This is a genomic window from Pseudolabrys taiwanensis, from assembly GCF_003367395.1.
Taxonomy (GTDB): Bacteria; Pseudomonadota; Alphaproteobacteria; order Rhizobiales; family Xanthobacteraceae; genus Pseudolabrys; species Pseudolabrys taiwanensis.
Genome location: NZ_CP031417.1, coordinates 5394245 through 5412464, shown reverse-complemented (window position 1 = coordinate 5412464; position 18220 = coordinate 5394245). Strand labels below are relative to the sequence as shown.

General features: G+C 64.6%; 14 protein-coding genes. 2 read left to right on the top strand and 12 right to left on the bottom strand.

All coding sequences use genetic code 11. The features are described 5' to 3' along the window. Window positions 1-98: 98 nt before the first annotated feature. Together DW352_RS25735 and DW352_RS25730 are read right to left on the bottom strand one after the other, a co-directional pair. Window positions 99-887, bottom strand: coding sequence for an ABC transporter permease (locus DW352_RS25735; protein ID WP_115694008.1), 789 nt, complete (start codon window positions 885-887; stop codon window positions 99-101). A gap of 2 nt (window positions 888-889) precedes the next feature. Beyond that, window positions 890-1711, bottom strand: coding sequence for an ABC transporter ATP-binding protein (locus tag DW352_RS25730; protein WP_115694007.1), 822 nt, complete (start codon window positions 1709-1711; stop codon window positions 890-892). A gap of 75 nt (window positions 1712-1786) precedes the next feature. Between DW352_RS25730 and DW352_RS25725 the strand changes: the two genes are divergently transcribed. Continuing rightward, a complete protein-coding gene (locus DW352_RS25725) occupies window positions 1787-3349 on the top strand; it encodes an ABC transporter permease/substrate-binding protein (RefSeq protein ID WP_210209897.1) in 1563 nt (520 codons plus the stop codon). 41 nt (window positions 3350-3390) lie between these two features. On the opposite strand, the gene DW352_RS25720 is transcribed toward DW352_RS25725, so the two are convergent. The 6 genes from DW352_RS25720 to DW352_RS25695 all read right to left on the bottom strand — a co-directional run bounded on the left by DW352_RS25720 (window position 3391) and on the right by DW352_RS25695 (window position 8248). Further along, window positions 3391-3771 (bottom strand): lysozyme inhibitor LprI family protein, encoded by a 381-nt coding sequence (locus DW352_RS25720; protein WP_162827206.1) that lies wholly within the window; start codon window positions 3769-3771, stop codon window positions 3391-3393. Then, window positions 3771-4790, bottom strand: a complete 1020-nt coding sequence (ilvC, locus tag DW352_RS25715) for a ketol-acid reductoisomerase (protein ID WP_115694005.1) — start codon at window positions 4788-4790, stop codon at window positions 3771-3773. Before ilvC ends, DW352_RS25720 begins: the two co-directional genes overlap by 1 nt. Window positions 4791-4896: 106 nt before the next feature. Then, window positions 4897-5124 carry a hypothetical protein gene (locus DW352_RS25710; protein WP_115694004.1) on the bottom strand — a complete coding sequence of 76 codons (228 nt, stop codon included), beginning with the start codon at window positions 5122-5124 and terminating at the stop codon, window positions 4897-4899. Between the two features lie 9 nt (window positions 5125-5133). Continuing rightward, window positions 5134-5730 (bottom strand): LysE family translocator, encoded by a 597-nt coding sequence (locus tag DW352_RS25705; protein WP_115694003.1) that lies wholly within the window; start codon window positions 5728-5730, stop codon window positions 5134-5136. Continuing rightward, window positions 5731-6279, bottom strand: coding sequence for an acetolactate synthase small subunit (gene ilvN, locus DW352_RS25700; RefSeq protein ID WP_115694604.1), 549 nt, complete (start codon window positions 6277-6279; stop codon window positions 5731-5733). A 208-nt stretch (window positions 6280-6487) separates the two neighbouring features. After that, window positions 6488-8248: an acetolactate synthase 3 large subunit gene (locus DW352_RS25695; protein WP_115694002.1), complete on the bottom strand. Its 1761-nt coding sequence runs from the start codon at window positions 8246-8248 to the stop codon at window positions 6488-6490. 286 nt (window positions 8249-8534) lie between these two features. Here DW352_RS25695 and DW352_RS25690 point away from each other — a divergent pair, with 286 nt between their 5' ends. Further along, entirely contained in the window at window positions 8535-9365 is an 831-nt protein-coding gene (locus DW352_RS25690; protein ID WP_115694001.1) for an RMD1 family protein, read from the top strand. 238 nt (window positions 9366-9603) lie between these two features. Here the strand turns inward: DW352_RS25690 and DW352_RS27460 are convergent, their stop codons facing one another. The 4 genes from DW352_RS27460 to DW352_RS25670 all read right to left on the bottom strand — a co-directional run bounded on the left by DW352_RS27460 (window position 9604) and on the right by DW352_RS25670 (window position 18210). Then, the gene (locus DW352_RS27460) at window positions 9604-11631 is read right to left on the bottom strand and encodes a methyl-accepting chemotaxis protein (RefSeq protein WP_162827205.1); all 2028 of its coding nucleotides are present in this window, start codon (window positions 11629-11631) and stop codon (window positions 9604-9606) included. 194 nt (window positions 11632-11825) lie between these two features. Next, the gene (locus DW352_RS25680; RefSeq protein ID WP_115693999.1) at window positions 11826-13877 is read right to left on the bottom strand and encodes a methyl-accepting chemotaxis protein; all 2052 of its coding nucleotides are present in this window, start codon (window positions 13875-13877) and stop codon (window positions 11826-11828) included. A gap of 69 nt (window positions 13878-13946) precedes the next feature. Continuing rightward, window positions 13947-15986, bottom strand: coding sequence for a methyl-accepting chemotaxis protein (locus DW352_RS27215; protein ID WP_210209896.1), 2040 nt, complete (start codon window positions 15984-15986; stop codon window positions 13947-13949). Window positions 15987-16170: 184 nt separating this feature from the next. After that, window positions 16171-18210: a methyl-accepting chemotaxis protein gene (locus DW352_RS25670; RefSeq protein WP_115693997.1), complete on the bottom strand. Its 2040-nt coding sequence runs from the start codon at window positions 18208-18210 to the stop codon at window positions 16171-16173. Window positions 18211-18220: the final 10 nt, after the last annotated feature.

Below are 18220 nucleotides of genomic sequence, written 5' to 3'. Positions count from 1 at the left end.
CCCGGGCCGTTTCGGGGCGCACGATAAGCCAGCGTACCGGCCCTGCCTAGGCGTCTCCGCCGCCATGCCCGGCCTTGTGCCGGCCATGACGATCAACGCTAGACCCGGCCCTCGCCCACCGCCGGCCGCCAGACCAGGAGACGTTTCTCCACGACGGACACCAGGAGGTCGATGACGATCACGAAGGCTGCGAGCACGAACATGCCGGCGAATACGCCGGCGACGTCGAACACACCTTCCGCCTGCTGGATCAGATAGCCGAGCCCGGCGGCGGCGCCGAGATATTCGCCCACCACCGCGCCGACGACGGCAAAGCCCACCGACGTGTGCAACGAGGAGAACATCCAGGACATCGCCGACGGCCAATAGACATGACGCATGAGCTGGCGCTCGTTCATGCCGAGCATGCGGCCGTTGGCGAGCACGGTCGGGCTCACTTCCTTGACGCCTTGATAGACGTTGAAGAACACGATGAAGAACACCAGCGTGATGCCGAGCGCGACCTTCGACCAGATGCCGAGGCCGAACCAGAGCGTGAAGATCGGCGCGAGTACGACGCGCGGCAGCGCGTTGACCATCTTCACATAAGGATCGAACACGGCGGCCGTCCTTGGCTGGCGGGCGAACCAGAAGCCGACCAGCACGCCGCCGATCGAACCCAGCACGAAGGCAAGGATCGACTCGCTCAACGTGACCCAGAGATGCTTCCAGATCACGCCGGAGACGAACCAGTCGACGACCTGTTTGGCGACGTCGACCGGCGTCGAGAAGAAGAACGGCGGCAACAGGATCTTGCCGAAGATCGGATAGGTGGTGAGCCCGTGCCACAGCGCGACGGTGACGACGGCGACGAGGATTTGAAGAACGAGAAGCGTCAGCCGCGACATGATCACGCCCCCTCCGTCTGCGCGTAGCCCTTCACGACCTCGGCCTTCAGCGTGTGCCAGATGTCGCGGTGCAATTGGTGGAAGGCGGGGTCGAGCTTGATTTCGGAGATATCGCGCGGGCGCGGCAGCGTCACGCGCCAGTCGCCGATGATCCGTGCCGACGGCCCCGCCGACATGATCACCACCCGGTCGGACAAAGCGATCGCCTCCTCCAGATCGTGCGTGACGAACAGAACCGCCTTGCGGTCGGCGCTCCAGAGATCGAGCAGCAGGTTGCCCATGATCTGCCGCGTCTGGGCATCGAGCGGGCCGAACGGCTCGTCCATCAGCAGGATCTTGGGATCGCGGATCAGCACTTGCGCCAGACCGACGCGCTTGCGCTGGCCGCCCGAGAGCATGTGCGGATAACGGTCGGCGAAAGCGCCCAGCCCGACGCGCTTGAGCCACTCGCGCGCGCGCGGCCTCGCCTCGCTCGCGGGCGTGCCGGCGGTTTCGGGCCCGATGGCGACATTCTCGAGCGCGGTCTTCCAAGGGAACAGCGCATCGGCCTGGAAGAGATAGCCGGCCTGATGGTTGAGGCCGGACAGCGACGCGCCGAACACTTCCACCTGCCCGGCGAAGGGCGTCAGCAAGCCGGCGGCGATGTTGAGAAGCGTCGACTTGCCGCACCCGGTCGGGCCGACAATGGCGACGAACTCGCCATCGGCCACCGTGAGCGTCGCACGCTCGACCGCGCGATAGGTGCCGCCTTGCGCCAGGCGGAAAGCGACGTCGACCTCGTTCAATGCGACAGCCGCTGCGCCGCTTGTCGTCTGGCTCACCATTCCCGACCGAACTCCCGTGACGCGGGCAACCTAGCGGCTTGCTCGCTCGTTGCAAACCCGGTCATGATGGACGCAATGAACCTCGACCCTCGCCTTGCGGAGGCGCTTGCACGGCTGCCCGACTATCTGGGCGGCCATGTACTCGTAAGCGTCACCGCGCTCGCCCTTGGCCTTGCCGTCAGTCTGCCGCTGGCCTTCCTGTCGATCCGTCGACCGCTTTTGCGTGGCGTGCTGCTCGCCGTTGCGAGCGTGGTACAGACCATCCCCGGCCTCGCTTTGCTGGCGCTGTTCTATCCCGTGCTGCTCGCGCTCTCGGCGCTCGCCGAGCGGGTGTTTGGCCTCGGTTTCTCGGCCCTGGGCTTTCTGCCCTCGGTCCTGGCGCTAGCGCTTTACGCAATGCTGCCGGTTCTGCGGAATACGGTGACGGGCCTGCAGGGGCTCGACCCGCGTTACCGCGAGGCCGCGCGGGTGATCGGTATGAGTCCGCGCCGGATCTTGAGCGAGATCGAATTGCCGCTGGCGCTGCCGGTGATCATGGCCGGCATCCGCACCGCCGCCGTGTGGGTCATCGGCACCGCGACGCTGTCGACGCCGATCGGCCAGACGAGCCTCGGCAATTACATCTTCACCGGCCTGCAAACGCAGAACTGGGTGTTCGTCGTGTTCGGCTGCGTCGCGGCCGCCGTGCTGGCGCTCGCGGTCGACCAGCTTCTTGCGCTCATCCAGTTCGGCGCCGGGCGGCGCATGGTTTTGCCCATCCTCGGCGGTGCGGCCGGCCTCGTCGCGCTGACAGTCGCGGCCCTCCTTCCCGGCTACGCACGGCCGCATGCGACTTACGTCGTCGGCGCCAAGACGTTCACCGAGCAATACGTGCTCGCCGCGCTCATCGACCAGCGCCTCGCGGCGGCCGGCCTCTCCGCCGAAACGCGGCAGGGATTGGGCTCCAATGTGTTGTTCGACGCGCTGGCGAACAACGAGATCGACGTCGCCGTCGACTACTCCGGCACGATCTGGACCAATCGCATGCACCGCGACGATGTTCCCTCGCGCGGCAAAGTCTTGGATGCCCTGCGGCAGTGGCTGAAAGCGACCTATGGCGTGCGTCTGCTCGGCAACCTCGGCTTTGAGAACGCCTATGCCCTGGCGATGCGCCGCGACAAAGCGGAACAACTCGGCATTCGCACCATCGCCGATCTCGCCGCCCATGCCGGCAACCTCACGATCGCCAGCGACTACGAATTCTTCGGCCGCCCGGAATGGAAGGCGTTGCGGGAGACCTACGGCCTGAGCTTCCGCTCACGCCTCGCGCTGCAGGCCGAGTTCATGTATCCGGCGATCGCCGCCGGCGAGGCCGACGTGATTTCCGCCTACACCAGCGACGGCCGGGTCGCGACCAATGACCTCGTTGTGCTCGAGGACGTCAAGCACGTCATCCCGCCGTATGACGCGATCCTGCTGCTGTCGCCCAAGCGCGCGAATGACCGGAAGCTGATCGCTGCGTTGAAGCCGCTCATCGGCGCCATCGATGTCGAGACGATGCGCAAGGCGAATGCCGAGGCCTCGAATGGCGGCACGACGGCGGAAGATGTGGCGCAGGCGCTGTGGCAAAGAATTGAGACGCGGCGCACCAGCCGCTAGCGTCGGCCTTATGCCCGGTCATGTGCCGGGCCTGACGGATCTCAGTTGCCCTCGTCCTTGCCCTCGAGCTCCAGCGCGCGGGACTTGGTCATCCGCAGCATGCAATCGCCGGCCTCGATGCGGGCGATCGTGCCCTCGCCCAAACCGTAATAAAGGCAATTGGCATCGCGGTATTGCAGCCACAGCCGCTGCGCCGTGCGGAGTTGCTCACGCTGCTTGCCTTGCGCGGCATCGAGCGCGCTCTTGTAGGCCGCGTTCAGACGCTTGTCCCACTGCGCCGTCTTGCCCTTCAGGCACTCGACCATCTCGTAGGTCGAGCCGTCACATCCCGGCTCGGGGGCGCTTTGCTCCTGTGCCGATGCGCAAACGGCCGCCCCGGTGAGGGCGGCCGCTGCAAAGGCTGCAATGCGCAGCACAGACATCAGTTCTTCGACTTGTCGACCAGCGCGCCCTGCTTGATCCAGGGCATCATCTCGCGCAGCTTGGCGCCGACCTGCTCGACCGAGTGCTCGGCGAGCTTGGCGCGCGTCGCCTTGAACGAGGTCTGGTTGACCTTGTTCTCGAGCATCCAGTCGCGGGTGAAACGGCCCGACTGGATGTCGTCGAGCACGCGCTTCATCTCCGCCTTGGTCTCGGCCGTGATGATGCGCGGGCCGGTGACGTATTCGCCGTACTCGGCGGTGTTCGACACCGAGTAGTTCATGTTGGCGATGCCGCCCTGGTAGATCAGATCGACGATCAGCTTCATCTCGTGGATGCACTCGAAGTACGCCATCTCCGGCGCGTAACCGGCTTCGCACAAGGTCTCGTAGCCGGCCTTCATCAACTCGACCACGCCGCCGCAGAGCACGGCCTGTTCGCCGAACAGGTCGGTCTCGCACTCTTCCTTGAACGTCGTCTCGATGATGCCGGCGCGGCCGCCGCCGATCGCCGACGCGTAAGAGAGGCCGAGGTCATGCGCATTGCCCGACGCGTCCTTGTGGATCGCGATGAGGCACGGCACGCCGGCGCCGCGCTGATATTCGCCGCGCACGGTGTGGCCCGGGCCCTTCGGCGCGACCATCAGCACGTCGATGTCGGCGCGCGGCTCGATCAGGTTGAAGTGCACGTTGAGGCCGTGCGCGAACAAGAGCGCCGCGCCGTTCTTCATGTTGGCATGCAGGTGATCGCGATAGATGTCGCCCTGCAGTTCGTCCGGCGTGAGCATCATCACGACGTCCGCCCACTTCGCCGCCTCGGCGACTTCCATCACCTTGAACTTCTCGCCTTCGGCCTTCTTCGCCGAGGCCGAGCCCTTGCGCAGGGCGATCACGACTTCCTTGACGCCGGAATCGCGCATGTTGAGCGCATGGGCATGGCCCTGGCTGCCGTAGCCGACGACGGCCACCTTCTTGCCCTTGATCAGGTTCAGATCGGCGTCGCGATCATAGTAGACACGCATGGTCGTTTTATCCTTCGTTCAGCCCATGTTTACTTGAAAAATTGCCCTGGCGCTGCGGTGCTTCTAAGTTGCTCCGGGAGCGGGGGCAAGCCCCTCGGCCGCATTCCTACTCCCCGCGCGCCTGCTTGATCTGCCGCCGCCCGGCATAGATCAGCGCCAGCCCCACCGCCATGCAGCCGTATTTGACGATCTCCGGCATGTAGGAGGCCTGCTCGAAGCAGTAGGCGGATTTGCTCAAAAGCTCGATCTTGAAGCAGCGCTCCGCGCCCTCGGCGTAAGGGCGCACGAATATACCGAGGAGGATGAACGGAATGGCGAGCAGCGTCAGTCCCATGGCGGATTCTCACGTGACCATGGGCACGATGCTGGCGACCAGCAGCAGCCCCATGGCGATGTTGAAGATGCGCGCGTGGCGCGGATTGCCGAGCAGCTTTCGCAGCGCAACACCAAAGCCCGTCCAGACCGTCACAGAGGCCAAGGTGGCGACGCCGTACACCGTCGCCATGATGGCGAAATCGGTCAATGCGTGATCCGGCCGCATGAACAGCGCGATGCCGCTCAGCGCGGCGAGCACGCCCTTCGGGTTCACCCACTGAAAGGCGGCCGCTTGCAGGAAGGTCAAGGGCTCACCCGCCGTTTCGGCGTCGCGATCGGATGGCTTGGCATTCGCCACCTTCCAGGCGAGCCACAGCATGTAAGCGCCGCCCGCGACCTTCAGCACGATCTGAAGCACCGGCACCGCCGTAAACACGAGCCCGAGCCCGGCCGCGCAGGCCGCAACGAGGATGAGGAAACCGATCGTCACGCCGCTCATGTGCGGCACCGTGCGGGCGAAACCGAAGTTCACGCCCGAGGCCGTCAGCATGATGTTGTTCGGCCCGGGCGTCATCGCCATGACGAAGGCGAAAACGACCAGCGCGACGAAAAGGTCATAAGGCATTTACAACCCGTCCGGGCCCCGCTTGATCGCGGCGATGCCGGTGCGCGCCACCTCGACGAGGCCGAGCGGCAGCATCAGTTCGATGAACTGCTCGATCTTGTCGCTCTTGCCGGTGATCTCGAACACGAAGCTCTCGGTCGTGGCGTCGATGACGCGCGCACGGAACGCATCGGCGAGGCGCAGCGCCTCGACGCGGTTGTCGCCCTTGCCGCGCACCTTGACCATGGCGAGCTCGCGCTCGATCGACGTGCCGTTGAGCGTCATATCGACCACGCGATGGATCGGCACCAGGCGCTCGAGCTGGTTCTTGATCTGCTCGATCACCATCGGCGTGCCCGTGGTGACGATGGTAATAAGCGACAAGTGCTTCTGATGCTCGGTCTCCGACACCGTGAGCGACTCGATGTTGTAGCCGCGGCCCGAGAACAGCCCGATCACGCGCGCGAGCACGCCCGGTTCGTTGTCGACCAGCACCGAGAGCGTATGGCTCTCCGGCTTCTGCGCCGTCGGCGCGGTGGGGTAGTGAGAGGTCGTCGTCGGAGCGTTCATGAGTATGATCCGATTCCAAGGCCCGTCATTGCCGGGCTTGACCCGGCAATCCATGAGGCATTTCCGCTAAGACAGCCTTACCTAAGGCCTTAATTCGTCGTTCTTCATCATTGATGCGCGGGGCGTAAGGGCGTTCACGTCCGTCTTCCGACGGGCTATGCCCGCGCATGACGCCGAGTGTGGGGTCACATCAACGTTCACACAGCGTCTACACCAGCATCTTGCCTTCTTCGGTAATCGCGTCTTCGAGCGCGACGCCGGCATCACCGAGCAGCATTTCGTTGTGCGCGCGACCCGACGGAATCATCGGGAAGCAGTTCTCGGCCGGATCGACGATGCAGTCGAACAGCACCGGCCGGTCGACATCGATCATTTCCTTGATCGCATGGTCGAGGTCGCCCGGCTTCTCGCAACGGATGCCGACCGCATGCATGGCGTCGGCCAGCTTGACGAAGTCCGGCAGCGCCTCGGAATAGCTTTCCGAATAACGCCCGCCATGCAGCAATTCCTGCCACTGCCGCACCATGCCCATGTAGCCGTTGTTGAGGATGAAGATCTTGATCGGCAGGCGGTATTGCACCGCCGTCGACAACTCCTGCATCGTCATCTGCACCGAGGCTTCGCCGGCAATGTCGATGACCAGCGACTTCGGATGCGCAAGCTGCACGCCGACCGAAGCCGGCAGACCATAGCCCATGGTGCCGAGGCCGCCCGACGTCATCCAGCGGTTCGGCTCCTGGAAGTGATAGAACTGCGCCGCCCACATCTGATGCTGACCGACTTCGGTCGTGATGTAGGTGTCGCGATCCTTGGTTAGCTCGAACAGCCGCTGGATAGCGTATTGCGGCTTGATCACCTCGTTTGACGGCCGGTAGGCGAGCGACTTGCGTGCGCGCCACTTGTCGATCTGCGTCCACCACATCGACAGCACTTTCTTGTCGACCTGCTTCGCGCCGGTGCGCCACAGCCGCACCATGTCTTCCAGGACGTGCGCGCAGTCGCCGATGATCGGAATGTCGGCCTTGACGTTCTTGTTGATCGACGACGGATCGATATCGATATGGATCTTCTTCGAGCCGGGGGAGAAAGCATCCAGCCGGCCCGTAATACGATCGTCGAAGCGCGCGCCGACGCAGATCATCACGTCGCAATCGTGCATGACCATGTTCGCCTCGAGCGTACCGTGCATGCCCAGCATGCCGAGCCACTGCGGATCGGCTGCCGGATAGGCGCCGAGGCCCATCAGCGTCGAGGTGATCGGGAAGCCGGTGAGCTTCACCAGTTCGCGCAGGAGATCGCTGGCGACCTTGCCGGAATTGATGACGCCGCCGCCGGTATAGAACACCGGGCGCTTGGCGTGCGCCATCAACTCGACCGCTTCCTTGATGCGGCCGAGGTCGCCTTTCACCGGCGGCTTGTAGCCGGTGTGCGGGAAATCCTTCGGCTTGGCGTAGGTGCCTTTGGCGAACTGCACGTCCTTCGGAATATCGATGACGACGGGACCTGGACGGCCGCTCGCGGCGATATGAAAGGCCTCGTGCAGGATGCGCGGCAGGTCTTCGATGCGCTTGACCAGGTAATTGTGCTTGGTGCACGGGCGCGTGATGCCGACGGTGTCGGCTTCCTGGAACGCATCGTTGCCGATGAGATGCGTCGGCACCTGGCCGGTGATGCAGACGATCGGGATCGAGTCCATCAGCGCGTCGGTGAGACCGGTGACCGCATTGGTCGCGCCGGGGCCGGAGGTGACCAGCACGCAGCCGACCTTGCCGGTCGAGCGCGCATAGCCTTCGGCCGCATGCACGGCGCCCTGCTCGTGGCGGACGAGGATGTGCTTGACTTTGTCCTGCGCGAACAGCGCGTCGTAGATCGGCAGCACCGCGCCGCCCGGGTAGCCGAACAGGTGCTGCACGCCCTGATCGGCCATCGCCTGGATGACCATTTCGGCGCCGGTCATTTCCTTTGTCATCGTCCTCGTCCTTCCGATCGTCCCGTATCGCGGCGGCAATAAAAAAGGCCCGTAAAGGGCCATGTCCGGACGCTTCCCTGCTGACCTTCTCAGGCCATTGCCAGGGGCGTCCGAACCGCTACTACGATAAGAATATTGCGCAACATAGTTCCTCGCCGCATTTTCATTGCGCGTTATAGTAAGGTCATATCTTCGGGTCAAGTCACACTTTGCCGGAAAATGCCCCTGCCCGGCCAGCCCGTCGGACCATATCTCTAGGCTGCTTGCATCACATTTTGGATACCCCATGACCGTTTTGCAGACCCCCTCTATTGCCCCCGCCGCGGCCCCGACCGGCACCCGGCTCACGGCCCGCGCGCTGCTGCTCGGCGAGCGGCTCGACACGGCCAACCTGGAACGGAGCGACGTCATTTCCACCGCCCCGCTCGCGTTCCGGGCCCATGGTGGCTACGTCGTGCTGTTCCGGTACGGCATCGTCGTACTGATCGGGCTGACTCCGGTGCAGGAGGACGAACTGGTGCGCGGGCTGCAGCCCCGGGTCATCGGTCCGCTCTCGCGGGCCGACAGCGAAAGCACGGTCATCGAGATCAATCCCGACCAGGAAGACCAGATCACCCCGGGCGGCCCTCTCAGCGTCCGCGATCTCTCGGCACCACGGCTGCTCGTGATCGCCGACGTGCTGGCCAAGAACGTCGCCCTCGCCCGCGACGAACGCGAGGTGAGCCGCGTGTTCGAGGTCACCGAACCGTTTGCCGCCGAACTCGCCAAGCGCGGCCGCTTCCCATCCAACCGACGGCAGATGCTGCGCACGATCGGCCAGGCTCTGCTGGTGCACCATCGCTTGTCGGGGCGTATCGAAGTCGAGGAGAAGCCGGACGTCCTCTGGGACCACCCGCAGCTCGAGCGTCTCCATGCGCGCCTCGTCGACGAATACGAGATCAAGGAACGCTCGATCAATCTGGCGCGCAAACTACGCGTCATCGACGAGACCGGACGCGCATTGACCGACATCATCGACACCGAGCGCAGCGTGCGGCTGGAAGCGACGATCATCCTGCTCATCGTCGTCGAGGTCTTCGTCGCCTTCTACGAGTTGCTCTTCCGCCACGCGAGCTAGAGCGTATCTCGTTTAGCTGGAATCGCCTCGCGGTCCGCTCGCCCCCGCGAAAGCGGGGGCCCAGGGGCCAAAAGCACCGATATTTCAAATGCCGCGCAGGATTCCCATCGCAAGTCGGCTGTAGCCGACTTGCGCGCTATAGGTGGCGGGAATGACCGGAGGCGCAGGTTAATCGCTATAACCACAACGAAAAACGGCGCCCCACGGGCGCCGTTTCGATGTGAGGCTCTGCTGAAGCTTAGGCGGCCGCGGCGGCGCGCGCCGGTTCGACGGCTTTCGCCTTGCGCGGCCGAGCCGCGCGGGCAGCCGGCGCATCGGACGCCTCCTCCGTGCGGAAATAGGCGACCTGCTCGTCCATCGACTTCGCCTGCTGCTCGAGCGTTTGCGCGGTGGCGGCGTTCTCTTCCACCAGCGCCGAGTTGCGCTGCGTGACCTCGTCCATCTGCGCCAGAGCCTTGCCGACCTCCTCGAGGCCCTGCGCCTGCTCGGCGCTGGCGGTGGCGATGTCGGAGACGAGCGCCGCGACCTCGCGGATCGAGTCGACGATCTCGTTCAGTGCGTTGCCGGCCTCGTTCACAAGGCCCACGCCTTCCTTCACCTGGCTGCCGCTGTTGGTGATCAGCTCGGCGATATCCTTGGCCGCCTGCGACGAGCGCTGCGCCAGGCTGCGCACTTCGGTCGCCACGACAGCGAAGCCGCGACCGGCTTCGCCCGCACGCGCCGCCTCGACCGCGGCGTTGAGCGCGAGAAGGTTGGTCTGCCGCGCGATCTCGTCGATGACACCGATGATGTCGGCGATCTTGCCCGACGACTCCTCGATGCGCGCCATCGCCTGCACCGCCTGGCCCGCCACCGCGCCGCCCTTGTCGGCGACCTTCTGCGTGCTCAGCGCCGATTGCTGCGCGCGCTGCGCGTTCTCGGCATTCTTACGCACCGTCGCGGAGATCTCCTCCATCGAGGCGGAGGTCTCTTCCAGGCTCGCCGCCTGCTCTTCCGTCCGCTGCGACAGATCGGTGGTCGCCAGCGCGATCTCGCTCGACGCGTTGGTCACCTCGCGCGCCGACGACCTGATATTGCTGATGGTCGCGCCGACCTGACCCACCATTTCGTTTACGGCGGTGATGATCTGCCCGATCTCGTCCTTGCGCTCGGTCTTGGGCAACGCGACGTTGAAATCGCCACCGGCGATCTGCACCATCACCTTCTGCACCATGAGGAGCGGATTGGCGATGCGGCGCGTGATCACCAGCAGCATCATGACGCTGACTCCCGTGGCGATCACCAGCAGACTTAGCTGGATGATCAGGTCACGCTGAGCCCGCGTATACAGATCGGCCGAATAGTCGCGTGCGACCTGCAACGCATTCTCGGCGATGCGCAGCAGGAAGCCCAGCTTGGCGACGGCCGTCTGATCCCATGCGGCGGAGTCGATGCCCGTCTTCTGGCCGGAAAGGACGGCCCTGAGGACGCGCTGCTGTTCGGCCGGATAGTCGGTAAAGAACTCTTTCTTGCCGCGCTGCAGGGCCTCGCCGAAGCTCGGCGGCAGCGGCAGACCGACCGCAAAGTCCTCGATGGCCGCCATCGCCGTCGTCGCCTGGGCCAGATAGCCGAAGTACTTGTTCATGACGTCCCCGGCCTGCTGCCCGTCCCAATTATTGGTGACGAGCGCGGCCGTATCGCCCGCGCCGTTACGCATGATCCAGGCGAGCTGCTTCAACTGCATGAGCTGGTCGATGAAGGAGTCCTGCAGCTTGACCAGATGCGCCATCTGCGACGACACCTTGTCCAGCGTCTCCATCAGCGCGGTGAGCGATTTGAAGAACTCGTCGGCAAGCGCGGCCGGCCGGGCGGACTTCGGCTGCATCACCGCCGCGTCGGACTCCTTGTGCAGGGCGATCAGCTTGTTGACCTGCGCCTGCAGATCGGCAACGGCCGTGCTGCCGGCCGGGAATTCGACCCGCCGCAACACGTCGAGACCCGTGCTGAGTGCCGCCAGCTCGGCCGCGCGCGAATTGCGCACCATCGCGCTGAAGCCGCCCGTTGCGTCGGTCTGCAAGGCGCGCACCGTGAAGGCGCGATCGACGCGCAGATTGTGCAGCGCCGTGAAAAGGTAAGCCGAGGCTTCGGCATTGTTGGCGATGCGGGTAGCGGCCCGCAGGCTCCCCCAGGAATTCCAGGCCCCGACGGCGAGCACGCCGATAACGGCGGCCGCCATCAGGCCGAAGACCGATTTCAGTAGGGCATTGACCGAGACGCGATTGATCATTCTCTCATCCACCATTCGCTCTCAAGAGCGCATTGCTCAGGGGCTACGAACGCCGCGTTCGGCGCTCATTGAATGGTGAACAGTGAACAAAACTCCTGAATGCAACTTTAAATGAGCGGAGCGCTCGCTTCCAAACTTGTTAGCGAGCTTGGTTGCTCCAGATTAGCATTCAGCACTACGGTATCGACGTCCGCTTATGCGGCCGTCCTGACGACCGAAGCCTGGACCGGGCGCATGTCGGGTTGAGCCGACCGGCGCGGGGTTGCCGCGACCCGTTCGTCCGCCGCAATCCCATCTTCCGTCCGGAAGTAGCCGACCTGCTCGTCCATCACCTTGGCCTGCTGTTCGAGCGTCTGCGCGGTTGCCGCATTCTCTTCGACGAGGGCCGAGTTGCGCTGCGTGACCTCGTCCATCTGCGCCAACGCCTTGCCGACCTCCTCGAGGCCCTGCGCCTGCTCGGCGCTGGCGGTGGCGATGTCGGAGACGAGCGCCGCCACCTCGCGGATGGAGTCGACGATGCCGTTGAGCGCGTTACCGGCCTCGTTCACGAGTTCGACGCCCTCCTTCACCTGGCTGCCGCTGTTGGTGATGAGTTCGGCGATATCCTTGGCCGCCTGGGACGAGCGTTGCGCCAGGCTGCGCACTTCGGTCGCCACGACAGCGAAGCCGCGACCCGCCTCACCGGCCCGCGCGGCCTCGACGGCGGCATTGAGCGCCAGCAGGTTGGTCTGCCGCGCGATCTCGTCGATGACGCCGATGATGTCGGCGATCTTGCCCGACGATTCCTCAATGCGAGACATGGCCTGGACCGCGCGGCCGGCCACCGCGCCGCCGTGGTCGGCGACTTTCTGCGTCGCGAGCGCCGAGTTCTGCGCGCGTTGCGCGTTCTCGGCGTTCTTGCGGACGGTCGACGAGATTTCCTCCATCGAAGCGGAGGTCTCCTCCAGGCTGGCCGCCTGCTCTTCGGTCCGCTGCGACAGGTCGGTGGTCGCGAGCGCGATCTCGCTCGACGCGTTGGTCACCTCGCGCGCCGACGCCTTGATGTTGGCGATGGTCGCACTGACCTGGCCGACCATTTCGTTCACCGCGTTGATGATCTGGCCGATCTCGTCCTTGCGCTTTGTCTCGGACAAGCTGGCCGTGAAGTCGCCCTGCGCCACCTTTGCTACGGCTTGCTGCACGAGACCGAGCGGTCTGGTGATCCGCCGGGTGATCATCATCATCACGATCGCGCTCACGGCGATGGCGACGATCAGCAGGCTGAGCTGCATCACGAGGTTGCGCTGCGCCCGCGCGCTTTGGGCAATCGCATGTTCCTTCGCGGTGTCGAGGGCCGCCTCGGCAACACCCAGCAGCGTCAGCAGCTTGCCGACCGACGAGCGCAACCACTCTTGCGGCGTCATATCCAATTTTTCCTTCGCCAACGCCTTGGTCAGGACATTTAGCCGGAGCGTCAGGTTATCGCGTGAGAAGAACTCGTCCTGCGCCTTCTGCACGGCCTGGATGAAGCGCGGCGGCATGGACAGACCGCTGGAGAACGAGCCGAGAGCCGACCAGGCCGTCTCGACGCGCGCCATATCGGCGGAGTATCGGAGCAACGTGTCCGGCGGCATCGGCAGACCGCTGACGGCATTGGAAATCATCGTCGAAGCATCGCCGCCTTTGTTGCGGGCGATCCAGGCCAATTCCTTGAGCTGGATCAGCTGATCGATGTAGGCATCGTCAAGCTTCACCAGATTGACGAGATTGGCGGTCACTTTGTCGAGCAAGCTGGAAAGCGCAATGCCCTGCTTGACGTATTCGTCCGCCAGGCCGGCCCGGCGCGCCGATTTCGGTTGAGCCAGAGCGGCGGCCGATTCCTGTTGCAGCGCCGCCATCTTGTTGAGCGCCTCTTCGAAGGTCGCGACATCGCGCGTGCCTTCGACCGGAAGCGCGATCCGCTTGAGCATGACAAGGCTCGATCTTAGCGCGGTCATCTGCTTGGTGCGGATGTCGCGCAGGATCGGCGACACGCCGATGGCGTTGTCGGCCTGCAGGTCGCGGTAGGTCGTCGTGCGATCGAGGCGCGTGGTGTGCGATCCAGCGAACAGGTCGATCGAAACCTCGGCGACCTGCGCATTGCGCTCGGCATTGCGGAGCCTGTTCCAGGAATTCCAAGATCCGATGGCGAGCGTCAAGATGATGGCGCCAGCCAAGAGACCGACCACCGACTTGAGCAGCACACTAACCGATAACCGATTGAGCATCGTCGCATTCCTACTTTTCGTCCCCGTCCCGCGGAGAGGACGGCATTACGCAAAACGCCATAGATCCGATCAGGCCGCGGCCGGCAGGGCCGAGGCCTTCAGTTCCTTCTTCGATCGCACCGGAGACGCGCGCTCCGGTTCGTATAGGGCTGCCGACGCGGCTTCCTCCGTCCGGAAGTAGCCGACCTGCTCGTCCATGGCCTTGGCCTGCAGTTCGAGCGTCTGCGCGGTCGCCGCATTCTCCTCGACCAGCGCCGAGTTTCGCTGGGTCGCCTCGTCCATCTGGGCCAACGCTTTGCCGACTTCCTCAAGGCCCTGCGCCTGTTCGGCGCTAGCCGTGGCGATGTCGGAAACGAGGGCCGCCACCTCGCGGATCGACTCGACGATGCCGTTGAGCGCTTTGCCCGCCTGATTGACGAGATCCACGCCTTCCTTCACCTGACTGCCGCTGTTGGTGATCAGCTCCGCGATATCCTTGGCCGCCTGGGACGAGCGCTGCGCCAGGCTGCGCACTTCGGTGGCCACCACGGCGAAGCCGCGACCGGCTTCGCCGGCACGCGCCGCTTCGACCGCGGCATTGAGCGCGAGCAGGTTGGTCTGGCGCGCGATCTCATCGATGACGCCGATGATGTCGGCGATCTTGCCCGACGATTCCTCGATGCGCGCCATCGCCTGGACCGCGCGGCCGGCCACCTCGCCGCCCTGATCGGCCACCTTCTGCGTTGCAAGCGCCGAGTTCTGCGCGCGTTGCGCATTCTCGGCGTTCTTGCGCACAGTCGCCGAAATTTCTTCCATCGAGGCGGAGGTCTCTTCCAGACTGGCCGCCTGTTCTTCCGTGCGCTGCGACAGGTCTGAGGTCGCCGAGGCGATCTCGCTCGAGGCATTGGTCACTTCACGCGCCGAGGCCTTGATGCTGGCGATCGTCGCGCTGACCTGCTCCACCATCTCGTTCACCGCGGTGATGATCTGGCCGATCTCGTCCTTGCGGTCGGACTTGGGCAGCGCCGCCTGGAAGTCGCCGCCGGCGATCTGCACCATCACCTTCTGCACCATGATCAACGGATTGGTGATGCGGCGTGTGATCGTCAGCATCGTCGCCGCCCCGATCACGACGGCCACGAGAAGGACACCGAGCTGCACGAACAGGCTGTTTTGCGCCGCGGCGCTCATCCGCGCGGAATGGGCCTTCGCGATATCGAGCGCGGTCTCGGCGATCTGCAGCGTTCCCTTCTGCGAGTCCGTCGCGCGCCGGTTCCAGGCCACCATGTCGACATCCAACTTCTGGCCGGTGAGGACCGTCTGAAGGATGCTCATTTGTTTGGCGTTGAAGTCGCCTTCGAAGAAGTCCCGCTTCACCTGCTGCATGTAGTCACGGAAAACCGGCGGCAACGGCAGACCGGCGGCGAAATCCTCGATGGTCGCGTAAGCCAGTTTGGCGTTCGCCAGGCTGCCGGCATAGCGCTGCATCGTCTCGTCATAGATCTGGTTGGGACTGGCCATGCTCACGACCAGGTTGGTGTCACCGGCGGCATTGCGCAGCACCCAGCCGAGCTGCTTCAGCTGCATCAGTTGATCGATGTACGGATCCTGCAGCTTGATGTGCTGCGAGATCTGGTTGGACACGGTGACGAGGCGATCCATCAACGACGACGTCGCCTTGGCGATGTCGGCGCCGAGAGTGGCGCGGCGTTGCGCCCGCGGCATGTTCACCGCGCTGTCGAACTCTTTGTGCAGGGCGATGAGTTGCTCGGTGCCGGCGCGCAGGGCCGCGACTGCCTCTTTGCCGCCCGGCATGTCGACGCCTTCGAGCGCAGCGACGCCCGCCTTGAGAGCCGGCAGCTCGGCACGGCGGGCCTCGCGTACGACGTCGTTCAAGTCGGTGATGCCCTCTCTCTTGAGAGCGTTCTGCGAGAAGGAGCGGTCCACCCGCAGATTGTGCAGGGCTGTGAACAGATAGGCTGAGGCCTCGGCCGACACGGCGATCCTGCGGGCGCTCTGTAAGCGGCCCCACGAATCCCATGCGCCGATCGTCAGCGTGACGATCAGCGCCGCCAGGATCAACCCGAAGGCCGATTTCAGCAGCGCGTTGACCGAGATGCGGTTGACCATCTTCTCTTCCATCGCTCGAGAGGCCCGGCGGCTGGGGGACCACGGGAGACGACGCGTCACCCGCTTGCTCAGGATGAAAGTGGCCTAGGTTTCTGAATACCTCTTTAACAACGGGCCGATCCGCGGCGAACGTGATCGTTTCGCTGCGGATCGGCTGTTAAGTACGTCGATTCCTGGTAAATAATTAGGCTGCAGTCCGCGCCGGCATCGCCTGCGGCTTCGCCTTCGGGGTCCGGGCTGGTGCCGTATTGCTCGCGCGCGGGGCGGCCGCCGACGTTTCTTCGGTCTTGAAGTAGGCGACCTGCTCGTCCATCGACTTCGCCTGCTGCTCGAGCGTCTGCGCGGTCGCCGCGTTCTCCTCGACCAAGGCCGAGTTGCGCTGCGTGACCTCATCCATCTGCGCCAGCGCCTTGCCGACCTCCTCGAGCCCCTGCGCCTGCTCGACGCTGGCCGTGGCAATGTCGGAGACGAGCGCCGCGACTTCGCGGATCGAGTCGACGATCTCGTTCAGTGCGTTGCCGGCCTCGTTCACAAGGCCCACGCCTTCCTTCACCTGGCTGCCGCTGTTGGTGATCAGCTCGGCGATATCCTTGGCGGCCTGCGACGAACGCTGCGCCAGGCTGCGCACTTCGGTCGCCACGACAGCGAAGCCGCGACCGGCTTCGCCCGCACGCGCCGCCTCGACCGCGGCGTTGAGCGCGAGAAGGTTGGTCTGCCGCGCGATCTCGTCGATGACACCGATGATGTCGGCGATCTTGCCCGACGACTCCTCGATGCGCGCCATCGCCTGAACGGCTTTGCCCGCCACCGCGCCGCCTCTGTCGGCGACCTTCTGGGTGCCGAGGGCCGACTGCTGCGCGCGCTGTGCGTTCTCAGCATTCTTGCGCACCGTCGCGGAGATCTCCTCCATCGAAGCCGAAGTCTCTTCCAGGCTCGCCGCCTGTTCTTCCGTCCGTTGCGACAGATCGGTGGTCGCCAGTGCAATTTCGCTCGAGGCGTTGGTCACCTCTCGCGCCGACGCCTTGATGTTGGTGATGGTCGCACTGACCTGACCGACCATTTCGTTGGCCGCGGTGATGATCTGACCGATCTCGTCCTTGCGGTCGGTCTTCGGCAGGGCGACGTTGAAATCGCCGCCGGCGATCTGCACCATCACCTTCTGCACCATGACCAGCGGATTGGCGATGCGGCGCGTGATCATCAGCATCATCGAGACGCTGACCGCGATGGCCACCGCCAGGAGGCCAAGCTGAATGAAGAGATTACGCCGCGCCTGCGCATTCTGCTCGGTGGCGTAATCCTTGGCGGCCTGCAGCGAAATCTCCGCGACCTGAAGCAGGACGGAGAGCTTGGCGACCGATTCCGGCACCCAGCTCGACGGGTCGACGTTGACCTTCTCGCCGGCGCTTACCGCCTTCAAGACCGCAATCTGCCGCGCCGCATAATCGGGCCCCAGATAATCGGCTTTCGCCTTCTGCAGCGTTTCATTGAAACGCGCTGGCAGCGGCAGGCCGGCGGCGAAGTCCTCGATCGTCGCCAAGGCGACCTTCGACTTACCGATACTGACCTGATACTGCGACAGGACGTCGGGCGCGAAGCGGCCGACCAGCGCGTTCGAGACGAACACGGCGGCGTCGCCGGCGTTCTCGCGCATCGTCCAGGCCAGCTGCTTGAGCTGCATCACCTGATCGACGAACGCATCTTTCAGCTTGATCGCCTGCACCATCTCGGTCGAGAGGCGATCAAGCTGGTCGACAGTCGTATTCGCCACCTGGAAATACTCGTCGGCGATGCCGGCACGGCGTTGCGCCTTCGGCACCGACAATGCCTGCTCGGACTCTTTCTGCAGCTCGATCATCTTGCGGATGGACCGCTCGAGATCGGCAACGGCCGTGCTGCCGGCCGGAAACTCGACCGCCTTCAGCGCCTTCAGGCTCGCGTCGTAGGCGGCAACCTCCGCCGCGCGCGTGGTGCGCAGCAGCGGGCTCAAACCGATCGGCTTCTCGTTATTGAGGTCGCGGAACGAGGACGAGCGGTCGACGCGCAGATTGTGCAGGGCCGCGAACAGATGCGTCGAAGCCTCGGCGTTGTCGACGATCTTGCTCGTGATCTTGAGGCGATCCCAGGAGCTCCAGGCGCCCGTCGCCAGCATCACGGCAATGATTGCTGCCGCCAACCCGAACGTGGACTTCAACAGTACGCTGACCGAAAGCCGGTTAATCATGTCACGTCTT

Coding starts and splice junctions, on each gene's coding strand:
- DW352_RS25695 (WP_115694002.1), bottom strand. CDS start 8,248: ATGACAAAGGAAATGACCGGCGCCGAAATGGTCATCCAGGCGATGGCC.
- DW352_RS25690 (WP_115694001.1), top strand. CDS start 8,535: ATGACCGTTTTGCAGACCCCCTCTATTGCCCCCGCCGCGGCCCCGACC.
- DW352_RS25680 (WP_115693999.1), bottom strand. CDS start 13,877: ATGCTCAATCGGTTATCGGTTAGTGTGCTGCTCAAGTCGGTGGTCGGT.
- DW352_RS25730 (WP_115694007.1), bottom strand. CDS start 1,711: ATGGTGAGCCAGACGACAAGCGGCGCAGCGGCTGTCGCATTGAACGAG.
- ilvN (WP_115694604.1), bottom strand. CDS start 6,279: ATGAACGCTCCGACGACGACCTCTCACTACCCCACCGCGCCGACGGCG.
- DW352_RS25670 (WP_115693997.1), bottom strand. CDS start 18,210: ATGATTAACCGGCTTTCGGTCAGCGTACTGTTGAAGTCCACGTTCGGG.
- DW352_RS25720 (WP_162827206.1), bottom strand. CDS start 3,771: ATGTCTGTGCTGCGCATTGCAGCCTTTGCAGCGGCCGCCCTCACCGGG.
- DW352_RS27460 (WP_162827205.1), bottom strand. CDS start 11,631: ATGATCAATCGCGTCTCGGTCAATGCCCTACTGAAATCGGTCTTCGGC.
- DW352_RS25725 (WP_210209897.1), top strand. CDS start 1,787: ATGAACCTCGACCCTCGCCTTGCGGAGGCGCTTGCACGGCTGCCCGAC.
- DW352_RS27215 (WP_210209896.1), bottom strand. CDS start 15,986: ATGGTCAACCGCATCTCGGTCAACGCGCTGCTGAAATCGGCCTTCGGG.
- ilvC (WP_115694005.1), bottom strand. CDS start 4,790: ATGCGTGTCTACTATGATCGCGACGCCGATCTGAACCTGATCAAGGGC.
- DW352_RS25705 (WP_115694003.1), bottom strand. CDS start 5,730: ATGCCTTATGACCTTTTCGTCGCGCTGGTCGTTTTCGCCTTCGTCATG.
- DW352_RS25710 (WP_115694004.1), bottom strand. CDS start 5,124: ATGGGACTGACGCTGCTCGCCATTCCGTTCATCCTCCTCGGTATATTC.
- DW352_RS25735 (WP_115694008.1), bottom strand. CDS start 887: ATGTCGCGGCTGACGCTTCTCGTTCTTCAAATCCTCGTCGCCGTCGTC.